General features: G+C 41.9%; 6 protein-coding genes. All 6 read right to left on the bottom strand.

What is annotated here, in order from left to right:
- On the bottom strand, positions 1–9,464 hold a 9,464-nt coding region (locus BUL40_RS11690), incomplete at its 3' end, for an Ig-like domain-containing protein (protein ID WP_080319411.1).
- 369 nt (positions 9,465–9,833) lie between these two features.
- Positions 9,834–11,720, bottom strand: a complete 1,887-nt coding sequence (locus BUL40_RS11685) for an OmpA family protein (RefSeq protein ID WP_080319410.1) — start codon at positions 11,718–11,720, stop codon at positions 9,834–9,836.
- A 9-nt stretch (positions 11,721–11,729) separates the two neighbouring features.
- Positions 11,730–12,662 (bottom strand): PorP/SprF family type IX secretion system membrane protein, encoded by a 933-nt coding sequence (locus tag BUL40_RS11680; protein WP_080319409.1) that lies wholly within the window; start codon positions 12,660–12,662, stop codon positions 11,730–11,732.
- A gap of 3 nt (positions 12,663–12,665) precedes the next feature.
- Entirely contained in the window at positions 12,666–17,540 is a 4,875-nt protein-coding gene (locus BUL40_RS11675) for a DUF7507 domain-containing protein (RefSeq protein ID WP_080319408.1), read from the bottom strand.
- A gap of 167 nt (positions 17,541–17,707) precedes the next feature.
- Positions 17,708–19,135 (bottom strand): CCA tRNA nucleotidyltransferase, encoded by a 1,428-nt coding sequence (locus BUL40_RS11670; protein ID WP_080319407.1) that lies wholly within the window; start codon positions 19,133–19,135, stop codon positions 17,708–17,710.
- 5 nt (positions 19,136–19,140) lie between these two features.
- A complete protein-coding gene (locus BUL40_RS11665; RefSeq protein ID WP_080319406.1) occupies positions 19,141–19,701 on the bottom strand; it encodes an L-threonylcarbamoyladenylate synthase in 561 nt (186 codons plus the stop codon).
- Positions 19,702–19,710 lie beyond the last annotated feature (9 nt).

Raw genomic sequence — 19,710 nt, 5'->3', positions numbered from 1 at the left:
TCCAATCCGGAGATATCGGCATCGGTTGCCGTCCAAGTGTTACCAGCAACGGTAGCCGTAGTGGTCACGGTGTTGGTACCATCGGAGAAGGTAACGGTCACAATCTGTCCGTCCTCCACATCCGTAGTGGTACCGGAAATGGTCACGTCGTTATCCTCACTTGCGTTCACGATGTTATCGCCTTCGATAGGCAAATCGATATCTATAGTCGGTACGGTATTGTCCAAAGTAATTGGGTCGTTATCGGTGGCCGGGTTGCCGGCTACGTCGGTAACATTGGCGGTCACGGTAACGGTACCGTTGTCCAATCCGGAGATATCGGCATCGGTTGCCGTCCAAGTGTTACCAGCAACGGTAGCCGTAGTGGTCACGGTGTTGGTACCATCGGAGAAGGTAACGGTCACGATTTGTCCGTCCTCCACATCCGTAGTGGTACCGGAAATGGTCACGTCACCATCCTCACTTGCGTTCACGATGTTATCACCTTCGATAGGCGTTGTGATATCTATAGTCGGTAGTGTATTGTCCAAAGTAATCGGGTCGTTATCGGTGGCCGGGTTGCCGGCTACGTCCGTAACATCGGCCGTAACGGTAACGGTACCATTGTCCAATCCAGAGATATCGGCATCCGTGGCCGTCCAAGTGTTACCAGCAACGGTAGCCGTAGTGGTAACGGTGTTGGTACCATCGGAGAAGGTAACGGTCACGACCTGTCCGTCCTCCACATCCGTAGTGGTACCGGAAATGGTAACGTCACCATCCTCACTTGCGTTCACGATGTTATCGCCTTCGATAGGCAAATCGATATCGATGGTCGGTAGGGTATTGTCCAAGGTAACCGGGTCGTTATCGGTGGCCGGGTTACCGGCTAAATCGGTCACGTTCGCGGTCACTGTAACGGTACCGTTGTCCAATCCAGAGATATCGGCATCCGTGGCCGTCCAGGTATTACCAGCAACGGTAGCCGTAGTGGTAACGGTGTTGGTACCATCGGAGAAGGTAACGGTCACGATCTGTCCGTCCTCCACATCCGTAGTGGTACCGGAAATGGTCACGTCACCATCCTCACTGGCGTTCACGATGTTATCGCCTTCGATAGGCGTTGTGATATTGATAACAGCTAATACGTCATGCTCAATATCTCTTGTTGCTTGCGTAGCTGCATTACCAGCCAGATCAGTAACATCTGCGGTAATTGTTTCCAAAGCATCCAATGCCTGTGCATCTACTGCAGGGATGTCTAAACTCCACGTACCGCCAGTTACCGTTGCCGTATAACTATTTCCGTTTACAACTACAGTGACAATTTGGCCATCTTCTGCGTCCGTGGTACCTGAAATGGTTACCGGAGCATCGTCTTCAACTGCGTTTATAACATCATCACCTGCTACCACATCTATGGTAATCACCGGTGCCGTAACATCTACTGTTAACGTTGCGGTTGCAGAAGTAAGTGGAGAACATCCAAAGGATGCATCTGTAATTATTACACGATAAACATATCCATTTTCACTAGCAGTTATGCCATTTAATGTTAAAACAGCCGTTGTGCTACCCGTATATATATCCGTTGCGTTAGCATCATCAATAGCAACAAAGCCACCTCCTAATTGATTGTCTACTTCCCATTGATAGGTTAAATTGGAACCATTTGCGGTAACGGCAAATGTTTCTGGAGTACTACCGTTGGTTAGCACGTCTTGTGGTTGGTTGGCTGTATTTGTGATGCTAGGGGTTGTTCCAGGCTGTTGAAAATCATAGTTAGGATCTGTTGCGCTATCTACATTGGCAGGTTCTGTATACCCATCACTAACATTGGTTCCTGTAACTAAACCATTTGCATCTACAACCAAAGGCGACTCTCCTAATATACCGTCTCCGTCTCCATCTGTAAAGCCAGCTTCTGTTACATCGTTACAACCGTCGTTGTCTGCATCTAATTCTAAATAATCTGGCGTACCGTCTGCTGTGCTCTCTGAATCTGACAAGGTGTAATTGACAGCACCACTATTTTGTTGACCAGCTGCTTGAACTGTATTTGGAATACCATCTGTACCCACGGCACCATCTACCAATCCGTTGGTATGTGCTTGATCATGACCAGCTTCAACAGCATCATAGATTCCATCATTATCTGCATCTAAATCAAAATGGTTTGGTACACCGTCTAAATCGGTATCAAAAAGATCCACAATACCATCAGAATTGGTATCTGGCCCAAAATCGGTGTCCCTGTAATTTTCAATACCATCTGCATCATCATCTGCACTAGGGTCTGTTCCCGTAGTACTTTCTACTGTATCTAAAATACCATCATTATCATCATCCAAATCAATAGAATCTGCAATGCCATCATTGTCATTGTCATCAATAGCTGCTTCTCTGTAATCCACTTCAGTGGTTGTTATTACATCATTATTTGGTAAATCAATGGCACCGTTATTTTGGTCATCATTAGAATCATAAACTCCACCAGTAGTATCCACATCATCATAGCCATTTAAAAGTCCGTCCCCATCTGCATCCAAGTTGTTAGGAGCGGTGGTGAATCCAGCTTCTTGAGTATCTGTTTTTCCATCATTGTCAGAATCTGTATCCAAATAATCCAATATGCCATCTGCATCTGTATCTATGGCCGATAAACCTTGGTCTCCGGTACCTTCATAAGCATCTAAAAGTCCATCAAAATCACTATCTGCAGTACCAGGAGCCGTGTAGGCCGAAGTTAGTTGGGCTTCAACGTTATCTGGGATACCATCATTATCAGAATCAATATCCAAATCATCTGAAATTCCATCATTATCTGAATCAATTCCATCATTTACTACAAATACAGGGGCGGTTCCCGGACCAGATGTAACTCCGGTAGGTGTGCCGGCCGTGTTGTTGCTAGAAGTTGTATTAGAAGGATCAAATAGGCCATTTATATCACAAGTTTGGAATAATACGGAACCTAAATAACTGTTGTCTACAGCACCCGCTAACAATTCGCCGGTAAAGGTTATTCTAAATTCATAGGTTTCATAGTAATTGAAATACATTGCCAGACGTGGACCAAAATCTACCCCGGCCCATGACTGGTTGGGACCATTAAAAGTTACGGTACCTGTGGCTAAATTTTCTGATGTATTGATTAAGGTATTGGAATCCAAAGCATATAATCCCGGTCTAGCCAAGGTTACACTTTCATTAACATCTGCACCATCTATGTCATAAATAGCCCCACCAAACCTTGAAAGGTTCACTTGGAAATTTGTTCCTGCCGCTACCAGTGTTATAGAGAAAGTAACACTTCCCGTATCACCAGCTATACCATTGATGTCAAAACTTGGCTGCCAAGCGTCATCACTACCAATAGCGTTAGAATCTATAGTATTAAACGTTACGTTGGCATCCATTTCTGTAATGGTAACAATTGCATCTAAAACTCCTAAGGAAGAAGTTACCACATTAGAAAAACGATACTGCGCATTAACGGTGCCGGCACCTAATCCTGTTCCACCAATATACGTTCCATTGGTAAAGGAACCTGGAGGAATACCACAATCATCTCCTTGCGTGTTGGTAGGTTCAAAACCTAAGGATTCTACATAATCTAAGATACCATCATTATCATCGTCAATATCAACATCATCATTATACCCATCTCCATCCGTATCTATTGGAGTAAGGTGTACATTTTCGTCTCTAAAATCTACCTCTGCCGTAAATGGATCTTGATCGTTTGGAAAATCTGTTGCAACCTGCCCATTGTTGGTAGCACCATTAGTATCTTCTATACCATTTGGAGCTGAAATAGAGTTGTCAAATGCATCGTCAAGACCATCATTATCCGTATCTACGTTCAATGGCGAAGTATCAGCGGTATTATCCGCATCTGTATCGTACGCTTCTATGTAATCTGATAGGCCATCGTTGTCCGAATCCGTATCCCTAAAATCTGGATTATCTTGACCATCTGAATTAACCGGTTGGTTAATGGACTGGCCAGAACCTGCGGCTGTTTCGTAATTATCTGCTAAACCATTACCATCGCTATCGGCACTTGGTGGTAAATAGCTAGAAGTTGATTGCCACTCAATATTATCTACGATTCCATCATCATCACTATCTAAATCCAAGTAATCTGGATGCGGATCTGAATCCGAGTTTATTGGAGCAGTAATAAAACTTCCACTTTCGTCCGTATCAAAGGCATCATCAATACCATCTGCATCTGTATCTGTTCCAGTAGGTTGTGTTAAACTACCATCTGCCTGTGCTTCAACGGTATCCAATATACCATCATTATCAGAATCAATATCTAAATAATTTGGACTGCCAGAACCATCTGAATCTACTGGTACGTTAGAAACGCCATTACCATCCGTGCCCCCATCTTCTGCACTATCTGGTATACCATTGGTACCGGCCGGACTCTCAGTATCGTCTATTTTACCATTACCATTGCTATCTAAGCTTGCATTACCCGTTTCAACAATATCTGGAATACCATCATTATCACTGTCTAAATCTAAACTGTTGGGCACTCCGTCATTATCAAAATCTGCAGTTGTTTCTACAACATCTGGTATACCATCATTATCATCATCTTCATCAAAGCTGTTACAAAGCCCATCGCCGTCTGTATCTTCACCGTCGTTGGCCGTATCAAAATTTGGACCAGGTGTAAAATCATTACTAGCAGTTGCAGAACAATCGTCACAACCATCACCGTCTAAATCTTGACAGCTAGAGGGGTCTAATGGAGCGTTGTCCGTACCATCTGGTACACCGTCATTATCATCGTCTGTATCTGTACTATCTGGCACGCCATCACCATCATTGTCTAAATCATATGTTTTGCTAGCAATAGCGGTATTTGAGTTTCCGTTTACATCTGTTGTGGTGATGCTACCATCTATAGTCATATCTGGATCTGCGGCCAATTCCGTACCTGGAACGGTTATACTAAATAACCCACCTGGGGTTACCGTTCCTGTATAATTGGTTCCATTGATTGAAATGGTTACCGTATCTCCTGTGTTGAAATCTCCCGTTACGGTTCCAGTGATAGCGATATTTCCATTTCTTTCGTCAGCACTTAATAGATTATCTGCTGTAACGTCATCTATTGTTAAAACTGGATTGGGAGGTGTATTGTCTAAAGTAATGATGTTTGCATCACTTGTTGGGTTGCCGGCTACGTCGGTCACGTCCGCGGTCACGGTAATGGTACCATTGTCCAATCCTGAGATATCGGCATCCGTGGCCGTCCAGGTATTACCAGAAACGGTAGTCGTAGTGGTAACTGTGTTGGTACCATCGGAGAAGGTAACGGTCACGATCTGTCCGTCCTCCACATCCGTAGTGGTACCGGAAACGGTCACGTCACCATCCTCACTTGCGTTCACGATGTTATCGCCTTCGATAGGCGTTGTGATATCTATAGTCGGTAGGGTATTGTCCAAAGTAATCGGGTCGTTATCGGTTGCCGGGTTGCCGGCTACGTCCGTAACATCGGCCGTCACGGTCACTGTACCGTTGTCCAATCCAGAGATATCGGCATCCGTGGCCGTCCAGGTATTACCAGAAACTATAGCCGTGGTGGTAACGGTGTTGGTACCATCGGAGAAGGTAACGGTCACGATTTGTCCGTCCTCCACATCCGTAGTGGTACCGGAAATTGTCACGTCGTTATCCTCACTTGCGTTCACGATGTTATCGCCTTCGATAGGCGTTGTGATATCGATGTTCGGTATAGTATTGTCCAAAGTAATCGGGTCGTTATCGGTGGCCGGGTTACCGACTATGTCCGTAACATCTGCGGTCACGGTAATGGTACCATTGTCCAATCCGGAGATATCGGCATCCGTGGCCGTCCAAGTGTTACCGGTCACGGTAGCCGTAGTGGTAACGGTGTTGGTACCATCGGAGAAGGTCACGGTCACGATTTGTCCGTCCTCCACGTCTGTAGTGGTACCGGAAATGGTCACGTCGCCATCCTCACTTGCGTTCACGATGTTATCGCCTTCGATAGGCGTTGTGATATCTATGGTCGGTAGGGTATTGTCCAAAGTAACCGGGTCGTTATCGGTGGCCGGGTTGCCGGCTACGTCCGTAACATCGGCTGTCACGGTAACGGTACCATTGTCCAATCCAGAGATATCGGCATCGGTTGCCGTCCAAGTGTTACCAGCAACGGTAGCCGTAGTGGTAACGGTGTTGGTACCATCGGAGAAGGTAACGGTCACGATCTGTCCGTCCTCCACATCTGTAGTGGTACCGGAAATGGTCACGTCACCGTCTTCTATTGAATTAACAATATTATCACCTTCAATAGGAGTTAAAATAGTAATTGTAGGAGCAGGGGTAACGGTAAGTATTGCTTGAGCCTCTATTGGACATATGTTATCTGAATGAGAAACGACAACTCTATATATATTTCCGTTCATTCCTAAAGTAACGTTGGTCAGGTTTAATGTACTTGCCGTTTCACCGCTGAGAATATTGAAATTGCTACCTCCATCAGTACTAACAAACCACTGAAAGTTTAAGCCACCATTTACATTTGTGTCATAATTGGGTGTGCCATTTGAAAAACTAGAAGCACTTAAAGCAGAAGCAACGACCTCGAAAGTGGCATTAGCACCATCTACTGTTGCTTGGTTAGCTGGGGCTGTATCTATAGTTTTTTGCACAGCTAGTGTAGTACCAGTAGTGTTACCAGAATAGGCGGTAGATGCCCCAGTCACTTGTCCGTTACTGTCATACCCAGATCCATCAACTTCACCATCCAAATCATTATCTATGTGGCCAGCTTCCACAGTATCAAAACAACCATCATTATCACTATCTAAATCTAAGTAATCTGGTGTACCGTCTAAATCGGTGTCAACAGCGATGCAATAAGTAAATTCATAAAATTGCATAGTAACATTTCCTGCTCTTCCATCATTCTTACCTGTAACAATAATAATGGTGTCAACTGCGCCTTTAGAGGACACTGAAATTGAGTTGTTAGGGGCATTAGCTCCGGCAGAAAGACTTACCACAGATTGATTTGAAATGGTAATATTAGCTGGGTTTATGTTAATATTAGAGATTTCTAGTGGTACATTGTTACCATTTAAAGAAGCAGAAAAGTCAGCTCTATCTGCATTATCCAATCCGCCCCATTTAAACTCAGAAATTTGAATAGGAGTATCAAACGTGAAGGTATATACGGCGGCGTCTATATTATTTGCGTCTTTGGGATAAATATATTGAGGTAAAAAACTGGTGTTAGTAGGTTGTACATTTACGTAATTGCCATCAATACCTGCCGTAGGACCAGCGCTGTTAACACCGTTGTTCCAAACAGCGTTATTAAGCAATTCATAAGAAAATGTACCGGTTACCCCATTATAATTATAGGTGTTGACAATAGATCCATTTGTATTAATATTATCAGAAAAAGTAGTTCCTAAATCTATATATCCAGCTGGGCAATCAAATTCGTTAATATCCAAAATACCATCGTTATCCTCATCTAAATCAAGATTATCCACAGTGCCATCACCATCCGTATCTACATTTGTTCCGTTTAAAGTTATTATTAGATTAGCCGTGTCCGAATTTGAACCATCGCTTAGTCTATATAGAAAGGTTTCGGTTAACGTATCACCAACCAATAAACCGGCTACCGCAGGGTTTGTTGTATCTGGAGTGTAGGTGTAGCTACCGTCTGAATTTACAATAATAGTACCGTAAGTTCCTGTGTAAGTAGTATTTACGTTTGCCGCGCTTGCATCTATTTCCGAGATTACAATATTGGGATTGTCTCCCTGCCAGTAAATATCTGAAATACCCGCAATTTGGTAGCCTTGGTCCGCGTCAGTAGCATCTGGACCATAATTATAACTTAATACTAATTGGTCTATAGGTTCTTCAAAGAAAACATTGATATTACCTGTTGCATCACTAGCAATAGCATTTCCTGTTCCATAATAAGTATCGTTGCCAGCGACAACCACACCTGCAGTTGTTGTAAATGTATAATTAGAAGGATTGCCGCCAAGGCTACCATTAATCTGCATCTGATCCTGCCAAGACGTGCCTTGGGAAAAATCGATATCGGTAACCAGAAAACCTAAGTTAAAAACTGGCTCACTAAAATCTATGATTAATTGGGTAGCGTTAGAAGGATTGGTTGCAGCATCTATTGCAAATAATAAATATCCAGTATGCCCACCATTTGTTCCTGTTTGAACTACTGTTTGATTTTGGTCTGGAACACCTATATTTGAGATATCCGTAGTGGTAAAATTCAGGTTTACACCTGAAATGGTCCTAGTTTGTCCGTTCACTGGAGCAGAGAATCCATTAAATACTCCTCCAGGTGCACTAAATTCATTTTCCCAAATTAATTGAGAAAGCCCCCTGTCTACAAAATCAGCACCATCGACACCAATATCGGTAATAATGTTTCCAGAAACATTTGCTTCGGTTACTACGTTAATTTGATTGGTGTTATCCAAAGCTACGGGTGCATCATCTACCCCGTTAATTGTAATAGTTAAAATACCGTAATCAAATATGCCCGCTGCATCTTCTACGGTATATGAAACAATGTCTTGAATACTTTCCCCATTTTTTAATCCTGTAACAGCGGGGTTTGCATTATCTACATCATAGGTGTAGGTACCATTGGCATTGATTATAAAGGTACCGTATAAGGTCTGGTAGGCATTACCTACTTGTGCAGGATAAACATCTACCTCAGAAACAAAAATACCGGTACCTGTATCTGCCCCGTCTGTTAAAACATTACCGCTTACGGTACCTGGGTTGTTGGCCAAGGTGGAATTGGTATCATCTGTAGCCGCGGGCAGCTCAGAATAAACGCGCATGGTTGTAACAGCAGAACTGGTATTTAAACTTGCATCTGTTACGTTTACCGTAATTGTTCTAGGTGCTACCGTTGGGGTATTGGTTAGGTTGCCATAGGCAAAGTCTCCAAGAAAACTTAAAAAGTCTGCATTTGGAATAGGATTACCAAATGCTTCTGTAATGGTAAATGAAGTTAAATTATGCGTTACCCTTATTGTAGAACCAGCATAAGTATAATTTCTAGGTGCGTTTGTTGCCCCAAGACTATAGATAAATCCATCAGTAGTATGATACATTATTTCCGTAGCATCCGTATTATTGGCCACATCTATGGTGGCACTTAAAATGGTCCCCGTATCTGAGGTTAATGTGGGAGAGAAAGATATAAAGGCCACCGAGGAGGTTGAAGCTTGGTAGTTTACCTCATGGTTTACACCAGTAGTAAAACCATTTAAATCTATTACGGGTGGCGCATAGAATACGGATGTTAAATCTAAAGGATCCTTATCCGTATTCAATTTGTTATTTTCTGTTGCTTTTACGGGAAGTAAAAACATAAATACTGCAACTAAAAACCAAATGGCTTTCAAGTTTTGGGGAGTGTTTTTTCTCATACTGTTTCCTAATATACCTTGTACATCATAAAATAATGTTAAACAAACATAAAATGTAGGTTATATACTACAGATAATTTGTTGTAAGTTTTCAAAAAATCGAGGTGAACAAGTAAATTTTGTATAGTAATATTGTTGAATTTTCCTAAAATAATCGATGAAAAGAGCCATAAAGAGTAGTAATGGTGTTGTAGGAATGAATATATTAACAATAATTACCCCATAGTCCTATAAATAATTGGTTTACAATAAAGTGTAGGTGAATGGAAGAAAAGAAGGGATGAACTAAGATGGGTACATGCCTACTTTATAAACAAAAAAAAGCTTTCATTTTATGAAAGCTTTTTTAATTCTGGCGGTCTAGAACTATTATTTTATAATGAATTCCGATCTCCGGTTTTGTTGATGGGCATCTTCTGAACAAGAACTGTTGTTACTGCAATTGTTTACCAATCTTGTTTCGCCATAGCCCTTTGCCGTAAGTCTATTGGATGCTATGCCTTTATCTATTATGTATTCTAAAGTACGTTTTGCACGTCTATTGGATAACCAAAGATTATAAGCATCTTCTTCTCTGCTGTCTGTATGGGAGCCAATTTCTAAAACCACTTCTGGATGTTCTTTTAAGTAATTGACTACCTTATCTAAATTGGGATACGCATCATACCGTAGGTAAGAACTATTTAAGTCAAAGTAAATTGGATCTAGCTGCAACAGTTTTACTAAGTCGGTTCCAGTTGCGCCGTTATTTCCTATGGTAATAGTAATAGGTTCATTATGTTGTTCATCAAAATTAACCACTTCAAACGTTCCTTGTCTGTAGCCATTCTTACCAGCAATTATGGTTAACTCTTCTTGACAGGGTAGGGTAGCCGTAAAACTACCATCTGCCATGGTTGTAACAGTTAGTAGTTCTTTACCACCATCACCAATAAACAAGATGTTTGCTTCTGAAATGGTGTTATTAGTACCTTCTTCTTTTACCCAACCCGTAATGGTTTTTTCACAATTGGCATTGGCTAATTTTAAGGCATAAATATCATCTTGTCCTGCACCACCAGACCGGTTTGATGCTAAATAACCATACGTAGCATCGGCATTGGTAACAAAAGAAAAATCATCTGCTTGGCTATTAACAGGAGCACCTAGATTTACTACTTTTTTAAGTTTTTCATCATATTTAAAGATGTCCATTCCGCCCAAACCTGGATGGCCATCAGAGGCAAAATGTAAAACTCCATCCACAGCTAGGAATGGAAAACTTTCTTTGGCTTCAGTATTTATATTGGGCCCTAAATTTTCAGGTGAACCAAAGCTTCCGTTTTTATTAATTTTTACCTTGAAAAGGTCAGAAGCACCATATGTTCCGGGCATGTCTGAGGAGAAATACAAATAGCTTTCTGTGCTATCTAGGGCAGGATGCGCAGTAGAATACGCGTCATTGTTAAAAGATAGGTCTTCTGCCGGACCCCATTTTCCACCTTTTAAACGGGAGCGATAAATTTTTAATCTACTTATACCTTCTTTGTCTCGAACAAATTTCCCTTTTCTCATGTTGTTACGGGTAAAGTACATTGTTTTTCCATCCTTGGTAAATACCGCTGAACTTTCGTTTGCCTCAGTATTTAGGTTAATAGAAAATTGTTCTGAAGTACCTTGTGGTAAACCGTTGGTTAATTGGGTTTTGTAGAGATTTAGATATGGAAGTTTTAGTTTTTTTTCGGTATCCCTTGTTTTGGCAGTTGCATAAATCAATTTGTCCTCATAAAGTACCGGGGTAAAATCTGATTGTGCGGTGTTAATATTCTTTAGGTTAAGGAGTTCCGTACCGTCTGAAGCTTGGTTTATTTGTTTTAGATAATCTCTATTTGCCACAAAATTTTTAGCTCTAAGGTCAGTCGGGTTCAACAATACAAATTTTTCCATCCAACGGTCAGATGCTTCATATTCACCTATACTTTTTAAACATAAGGCCAGTCTAAAGAGATATTGGGGGTCATAATTTTTTTCTGCCGTAAATTCCATCAGTTTATGATACCAATAAGAAGCTACATCATACTTTCCTTGTAAATAATTGGCATTGCCCAAGGTTTTGTAAATTTCTAAAGCAGGCATGCCCTTATCCAATAAATTTTTGTAAGGTGCAGTATCTACCATATAGCCATAGTGGTCATAGTTTTTGGCGGTATTTTCTTTTTTTTGACCCATTAGGGACAAAAAGCAGATACATAATATGAGGGTAGCTAAATACTTCATGACTTATAACTAAAAAAATCGAGGAGTTAAATCTATTTTCTCTTTCTTGATAAACTCATATCTTAAGAAAACTTCAAATGAACCATTGTTGAATGTTTCACCTCCTAAACTGGCTGTTTCTTTATCATAGGCCAACCCCATAAGCAGCTTTTCGTTTAATTGAAAACCCAATAAACCACTTAGTGCATTGTTTATTCTATAGGCACCACCTAAAATAAATTTTTGGTTGAACATAAAATTTGCAGATACATCTACTGCAAGAGGCGCGCCATTGGTTAATTTAACCAAAGTAGCGGGTTTAAATTTAGTCTTATCGCCCAAATCAAATACATACCCGGTTATTCCGTACCAAGTAATATTTTCTAAATAGATGCTACTATCGTTCGTGTCGTCCGTATCAAAATGTTCTGTTTTTAGAAAACTAGGGGTAGACAAACCCACATAGAATTTTTCGTTATGATAATAGATGCCTGCACCCACGGTTGGGGAGAATTTTTTGTATACATCTCCACTTCCTACCGGTGCCGTAGAGGCGTCATAATTGGTAAGATTGGCAAAATTAACGTTTAAAAAACTAGCTCCGGCCGATAGACCAAAGGATAAAGTTGCAGGTCCTGCAGGTAGGTGATAGGCAAATACGCCTTGAAAAAAGGAATCTTGTATGGTTCCATTACCAATTTCGTCATTAACAAAAGAGAAACCTAAGCCAACGCGCTCGCTTACCGGAGAACTTAAACTAAGTGTTTGGCTCGTTGGCGCACCATCCAAACCAACCCATTGTGAGCGATGCAGCCCTGTAATTCCAAGATTTTCCCTAGAACCAGTATAGGCTGAATTTACAACTTGTGTGTTGTACATGTATTGGGTGAACTGGGCATCTTGTTGCGCCGTAACCGTAAGGGTACCAAGAATAAACAATAAGTATAATACGTATTTTGCCATAGCTTATTTATTAATAAACAGGTATCCTTTTTTTATTTTATAATTATCGTTAACACGATATCTGATGGTGTAATAGTAAATTCCACTTGGCAGCTGTTTACTGTCATTGCCTATTCCATGGAAATAATTATTCTCGTTATGATACTTCCGTGTGTTCCAAACTAGGGACCCATATCTGTTCAATAATTCTACTGTATTGTCCGGATAGTATTCAATATTAAAAATTCTGAATCCTCCATTGGCTTGACTTGGTGTAACTACATCGTTCTTAATATAAATATCGCAAGTTGCGTCCGCGGGAGGCGTACCACCTATGGAATCACAAGGGTTTAGTGGGTCTGTACCGTCAGTTGTTTCTTGTCCGTCGTTTACACCATCGTTGTCCGTATCCGGGTTATTTGGGTCCGTTCCCAAATCTGATTCTTCCTCATCGGTTAATCCGTCACCATCTGTATCTGGATTGGTTTCCATAACAAAGTTTACGGTTCCCTGCCCTCGGTTGCCCACCGCATCGATAGCCGTAATTTCTAAGCTGCTTTCATAGGTTATATTTCCATACAAACCTGAAATTGGAGTGCTACTTACATCCAACGACCAATTTCCATTAATATCCGTAGTGGTTTCATAAACCACATCTATCAATCCATCATTGTCTGTATCAATTTCTATAAGTAATTGTTCATTTACATCACCTTGTCCTGTTAGAATTGGTGTTAAAACTGGAGCTGTAAAACTATCAACTATAGGTGCATTAATATCTACGTTATAGGTATGATATACTGTAGCTGAACCGGTATTTCCAGACACGTCTTGCGTAACAATTTGTGCCAATATGGTCCAATCTTCGTCAAGAACTAATTCTTGACCACTAATTGTTACAACAAATGCACCAACTGCATTCACAGCAACCGTATATGTATTGTTATTAAGTTGAAGGGTTACTAAATCCCTTTCATTAAAGTCGCCGCCTACATCACCAGAAATGTTAAGCATTGTTTCGGATTCTTGAATATTGATAATATTATCGCTGGTAATATTGTCTATTCTTATGGTTGGAATTAATAGTACAGGCGGAGCTTCTGCACAATCTGGAACCGAATTTCCATTTAAATCTGTTGCATCTTCTATCACTTCTACTTCTGCCGAAGCATCTGCGCTACAAGGTGCTGTAGCTGCAACGGTATAGGTATAGGTGCCAGCGCCTGCCAAAGCGGGAGACCATGTACCTCCGGTATCCGGTGTACCACCAAGTTGTGCAAAGAGTTGTGAGGTGGTTACGGTGTCGCCCTCACAGATAGTTAAAGTTCCGTTACTACCCGCATCAGGTGCCGCTTGTTCGGTTACCACTATTTGTGCGGTAGCATCGGTGCTACAGGGTGCTGTAGTCGCAATGGTGTAGGTATAGGTGCCGGCGCCTGCCAAAGCAGGAGACCATGTACCTCCGGTATCCGGGGTGCCACCAATTTGTGCAAAAAGTTGTGAAGCGGTTACGGTGTCGCCCTCACAGATAGTTAAAGTTCCGTTACTACCCGCATCAGGTGCCGCTTGTTCGGTAACCACAATTTGTGCCGTAGCATCGGTGCCACAGGGTGCTGTAGTCGCAATGGTGTAGGTATAGGTGCCGGCGCCTGCCAAAGCAGGAGACCATGTACCTCCGGTATCCGGGGTGCCACCAAGTTGTGAAAAGAGTTGTGAGGTGGTTACGGTGTCGCCCTCACAGATAGTCAAAGTTCCGTTACTACCCGCATCCGGTGCCGCTTGTTCGGTTACCACTATTTGTGCCGTAGCATCTGCGCTACAGGGTGCTGTAGCCGCAACGGTGTAGGTATAGGTGCCAGCGCCTGCCAAAGCAGGAGACCATGTACCTCCGGTATCCGGGGTGCCACCAAGTTGTGCAAAAAGTTGTGAAGCGTTTACAGTATCTCCCTCACAAATAACTAAAGTTCCATTAGTACCTGCATCCGGTGCCGCTTGTTCTGTTACCACAATTTGTGCCGTAGCATCTGCGCTACAGGGTGCTGTAGCCGCAACGGTATAGGTATAGGTGCCAGCGCCTGCCAAAGCAGGAGACCATGTACCTCCGGTATCCGGTGTACCACTAAGTTGTGCAAAGAGTTGTGAGGTGGTTACGGTATCGCCCTCACAGATAATCAGGGTTCCATTAGTACCTGCATCCGGTGCCGCTTGTTCGGTTACCACAATTTCTGCGGTAGCATCTGCGCTACAGGGCGCAGTAGCCGCAACGGTGTAGGTATAGGTGCCAGCGCCTGCCAAAGCGGGAGACCATGTACCGCCTGTATCTGGGGTACCACCAATTTGTGCAAAAAGTTGTGAGGCGTTTACGGTGTCGCCCTCACAGATTGTTAAAGTTCCATTAGAACCTGCATCCGGTGCCGCTTGTTCGGTTACCACTATTTGTGCGGTAGCATCGGTGCCACAGGGTGCTGTTGCCGCGACGGTGTAGGTATAGGTGCCAGCGCCTGCCAAAGCGGGAGACCATGTACCGCCTGTATCTGGGGTGCCACCAAGTTGTGCAAAGAGTTGTGAGGCGGATACGGTGTCGCCTTCACAAATAACTAAAGTTCCATTAGTACCTGCATCCGGTGCCGCTTGTTCTGTTACCACAATTTGTGCGGTGGCATCTGCGCTACAGGGTGCTGTAGCCGCAACGGTGTAGGTATAGGTGCCAGCGCCTGCCAAAGCAGGAGACCATGTACCTCCGGTATCCGGGGTGCCACCAAGTTGTGAAAAGAGTTGTGAAGCGTTTACAGTATCTCCCTCACAAATGATGAGGCTACCGTTAGTACCTGCATCCGGTGCCGCTTGCTGGGTTACCACAATTTCTGCGGTAGCATCTGCGCTACAGGGTGCTGTAGCCGCAACGGTATAGGTATAGGTGCCAGCGCCTGCCAAAGCGGGAGACCATGTACCTCCGGTATCCGGGGTGCCACCAATTTGTGCAAAAAGTTGTGAGGCGTTTACGGTATCTCCCTCACAAATGATGAGGCTACCGTTAGTACCTGCATCCGGTGCCGTTTGTTCCGTTACCACAACTTGTGCCGTAGCATCGGTGCCACAAGGTGATGTAGCCGCAACGGTGTAGGTATAGGTGCCAGCGCCTGCCAAAGCAGGAGACCATGTACCTCCGGTGTCTGGTGTACCACCAAGTTGTGCAAAAAGCTGTAAAGCATTCACGGTATCGCCCTCACAAATTATGAGGCTACCGTTAGTACCTGCTTCAGGTTCCATAGTGTAGGAAACAAAAACAGTTGCAGAAGCATCTTGTGTACAAGGTAAGCTTGCTGAAACGGTGTATGTGAAAGTAGAATCCCCATTATTTACCCAAGTGCCCCCCGTATCTGGGGTTCCTCCTAGCGCATTAAATAGGTCAGCGTTTGTTGGAACGCTGTTTTCGCATAAACTAAGAACACCATTATTACCAGCTTCTGGGCAACTATTTATGGTAATAGATACCGTGGCGTATGAAATGTGCCCAAGTGCATCTTGTATACCATATACAAAGGTGTCCGTACCACTATAATTTTCATCTGGACTGTAAGTGAAAAAGTCGTCTACAGGGTTATTAGGCGTGCCATTTATATTTAATACAGCGTCTCCATTAGTGCCTTGTGTTACCAAGAAAATATCACTTATACCCGGTCCATTTCCACTAAAATCGTCATTAGACATAACTGGGATAGCTTTAGAAGTATCTTCATCTAAACTATCGGAATCATCGCGAGCAATGGGAAAATAACTTTCTGTAGGGTCGTTTTCCGTATTTCCATCTAAATCGTCACCATCATCAGAAGTATCGGTCGTGTCTGCAGGTCCATAAGGACTATCTGCTGTAACCGTTACTTGATTTATAAAGCCCCCATGGTCTAAATCGCTAGCATTTAAAGTATAGCTAGCAACATAGGTAGCCGTTTCACCAGCTTGTAGGGTTCCCATGGCAGACCCCATGGAGTTATTGCTAAATGTTGGTCCTACAAGTGTTAATGTATTAGAATTGGCATCTGTAAAATTATCGCTCAATATTACATTTGTTAATTCTACATTACCCGTATTAGCTACCTCTATGGTGTATTGAACCATATCTCCGCTTGCAATAGGTATGCTGTAAGCTTCGGTAACGGTTTTAGTTACTTCAATTTCTGGTTCTGCTATTTCAAGATTGGATAAAACAAATTCTACTTTATCAGAAGCCGTAAAAAGAGGGATTCCTAGTAAGCCACCAGTTACATTTGTATTCATTTGAATAGCGTGAGAGGGCTCATCTACCGATAGGCTTCCAGCGCCCGTTCCGCTATCTATTCCATTTCCACACTCTCCACCATTACTAAATAGAAGAGCAGAATCATCTATGTTGAAGGATGTTGCAGTGGATTGAAATATAGGTCCAACAGAACTCAACTCGTTCCATGTGCCATTTGTAAAATTAAAATTTGCTGTGGCTGAGTCACCTAGTGTTATTGAAAATGTACCTACTTTATCTACATTAATGATAGGGTTTACTATATATACTGGAATGTCACCCGGGGTATTTTCATAAAATTCAAAAGAAAGATTACCTGCAGCTATAGAACTTACTTCAATTTCAATAGAAGAACTACCTACAATGGCTGGGTCTGTATAAGTATTAGCTTTGGCACAATCTATATTTTCGTTGCCAATGATAGAGGTACCATTGTTAACCTTACATACCACACGAACTTTACCATCACTAGAAATACTTTCCCATTCCGTAAGACTATTTTGGGTCCAAGTTGTGGTTTGTTGTGCGGATATAGTTTGGTTACCTCCTAAACAAATAAGTAAGAGGATTGCAATTACCTTTATAGGAAAGGTGGTTTTTTGGGGCTGTTTCTTATCCATAAATAGATACTATAGATAAACAGATTTTAGGTGGGGGATAAGCCTGTTTATTCTAAGCGCCAAAAATAGATTTGAACTAAAAGGTGTAAAATATTATGTTGTAAACTGTAAGGTAGGGAACATGAAAAACCCATAATATGTGGGGATTACACTTTAAAATACCTTATTTAAGCATCTTTTTGTAGCCCCAATTCCTTTCCTTTTTTTAGCATATAGGTAAAGGCAGCTTCTTTTTCGTTGGGTATTTCGCCCTCTAAAATAGCTTCTTTAATAGCTTCTTTTATGATACCAATTTCTTTTGATGGTTTAAGGTTAAAGGTCTTCATTATTTCTTCCCCACTAACTGGTGGTTGAAAATTTCTGATACGGTCCCGTTCTTCTACCTCCTTAATTTTTTGCCGTACCAACTTGAAGTTGTTAAGGTAACGGCGTTGCTTTTTAGGATTTTTAGTGGTAATGTCTGCTTCGCATAAGGTGAGCAAATCTTCTACATGTTCACCAGCATCAAAAACCAATCTTCTTACCGCAGAATCTGTAACATGGTCTTCGGATAGAATAATGGGCCTAGAGCTCATCAACACCATTTTCTGGACAAATTTCATCTTATCGTTCAATGGCATGTGTAACCGTTTAAATAATTTGTAGACCATTTTACTACCCACAAATTCATGCGCATGAAAAGTCCACCCAATTTTTTTATGGAACTTTTTAGTAGGTGCCTTACCAATATCGTGCAATAATGCCGCCCAACGTAACCAAAGGTTATCTGTTGTTTTAGCAATGTTGTCTACTACTTCTAAGGTATGCCAAAAATTATCTTTATGCCGTTGTCCCTCAATCTCTTCTATGCCTTGTAGAGCCTTAAGTTCTGGTAAAATATAGGGTAGGAGCCCTGTTTTGTTCATTAAAGCAAAACCAATAGAAGGTTGCTTGCTATTCAGAATTTTGTGCAACTCATCTACAATACGCTCATTGGAAATAATTTCAATACGTTCTTTATGATCGTTAATGGCTTTCAAAGAACTTAATTCAATTTCAAAATTCAATTGTGTAGCAAAGCGTATAGCGCGCATCATTCGTAACGGGTCATCAGAATAGGTAATGCCGGGTTCTAAAGGTGTTCTTAGAATACCTTTTTGCAGATCTGCTAATCCTTTAAAAGGGTCTAATACTATTCCAAAATTATGTGCATTGAGCCCCAATGCCAAAGCATTAATGGTAAAGTCCCTACGGTCTTGGTCTTCTTGCAAAGTACCATCTTCTACTATGGGTTTTCTACTATCTCTATTATAACTTTCTTTACGTGCGCCAACAAATTCTATTTCCATACCCTTATATGTAAGCATAGCGGTACCAAAATTCTTAAAGACTTTTACGTCAGAACTTCCCTCAAGGACCTTAGCAACTTCTTTTGCTAAAACAATGCCACTGCCTACGGCAACCACATCTATATCTTTTGCAGTACCTCGTTTTAAAAAATAATCGCGCACATAACCGCCAATAACATAGGCCTCTAGACCAAGTTCATCGGCCGCGTTACCAATAGATTTAAAAACAGGATGGGTTAATGCTTCTAGATATTTTTCCGACTTCATGTATGCTATTCCCTAATTACCTTTACCGTACCATCATTTCCTAGTTTTATAATGGAAGAAGGAGATGGATTTGTTTTTTCGCGATGCAAATTTACCACATAATCTACGCCTTCTAAAATACGGTGGTCTATTTCTGAGAATTGCGATGGTGTTGGCCCTCCAGAAATATTTGCTGAAGTAGATACAATAGGTTTTTTAAACCGCTGAATTAGATTTTTGCAAAAATCGTCCGAAGCTATTCGTATGGCCAAAGAATTATCTGCTGCAATTAGGTTTTTTGCCACTCCTTTGGGATTGTCATAAATTATGGTGGTTGGTTTTGTTGCCAAATCGATGATATCCCAAGCTACTTCTGGAACTTGTTCTACGGTGCGTTCTAACATAGCATCATTGGCTACAAGGCAAATCAATGCTTTGGAATCTTCTCTATTCTTAAGTGCGTAAACTTTTTTAACCGCATCTGCATTGGTGGCATCACAGCCTATGCCCCAAACCGTATCTGTAGGATATAAGATAAGTCCACCATTTTGCAAGGTTTCCAAACATTTTGCAATGTCTTCTTTCATGGTTAATAG

Origin of the sequence: Croceivirga radicis (genome assembly GCF_002072105.2) — a bacterium.
Taxonomy (GTDB): domain Bacteria; phylum Bacteroidota; class Bacteroidia; order Flavobacteriales; family Flavobacteriaceae; genus Croceivirga; species Croceivirga radicis.
The sequence above is the reverse complement of the archived record's forward strand: the minus strand, read 5'-3'. Positions and strand labels throughout refer to the sequence as shown.

Coding starts and splice junctions, on each gene's coding strand:
- BUL40_RS11685 (WP_080319410.1), bottom strand. CDS start 11,720: ATGAAGTATTTAGCTACCCTCATATTATGTATCTGCTTTTTGTCCCTA.
- BUL40_RS11680 (WP_080319409.1), bottom strand. CDS start 12,662: ATGGCAAAATACGTATTATACTTATTGTTTATTCTTGGTACCCTTACG.
- BUL40_RS11675 (WP_080319408.1), bottom strand. CDS start 17,540: ATGGATAAGAAACAGCCCCAAAAAACCACCTTTCCTATAAAGGTAATT.
- BUL40_RS11670 (WP_080319407.1), bottom strand. CDS start 19,135: ATGAAGTCGGAAAAATATCTAGAAGCATTAACCCATCCTGTTTTTAAA.
- BUL40_RS11665 (WP_080319406.1), bottom strand. CDS start 19,701: ATGAAAGAAGACATTGCAAAATGTTTGGAAACCTTGCAAAATGGTGGA.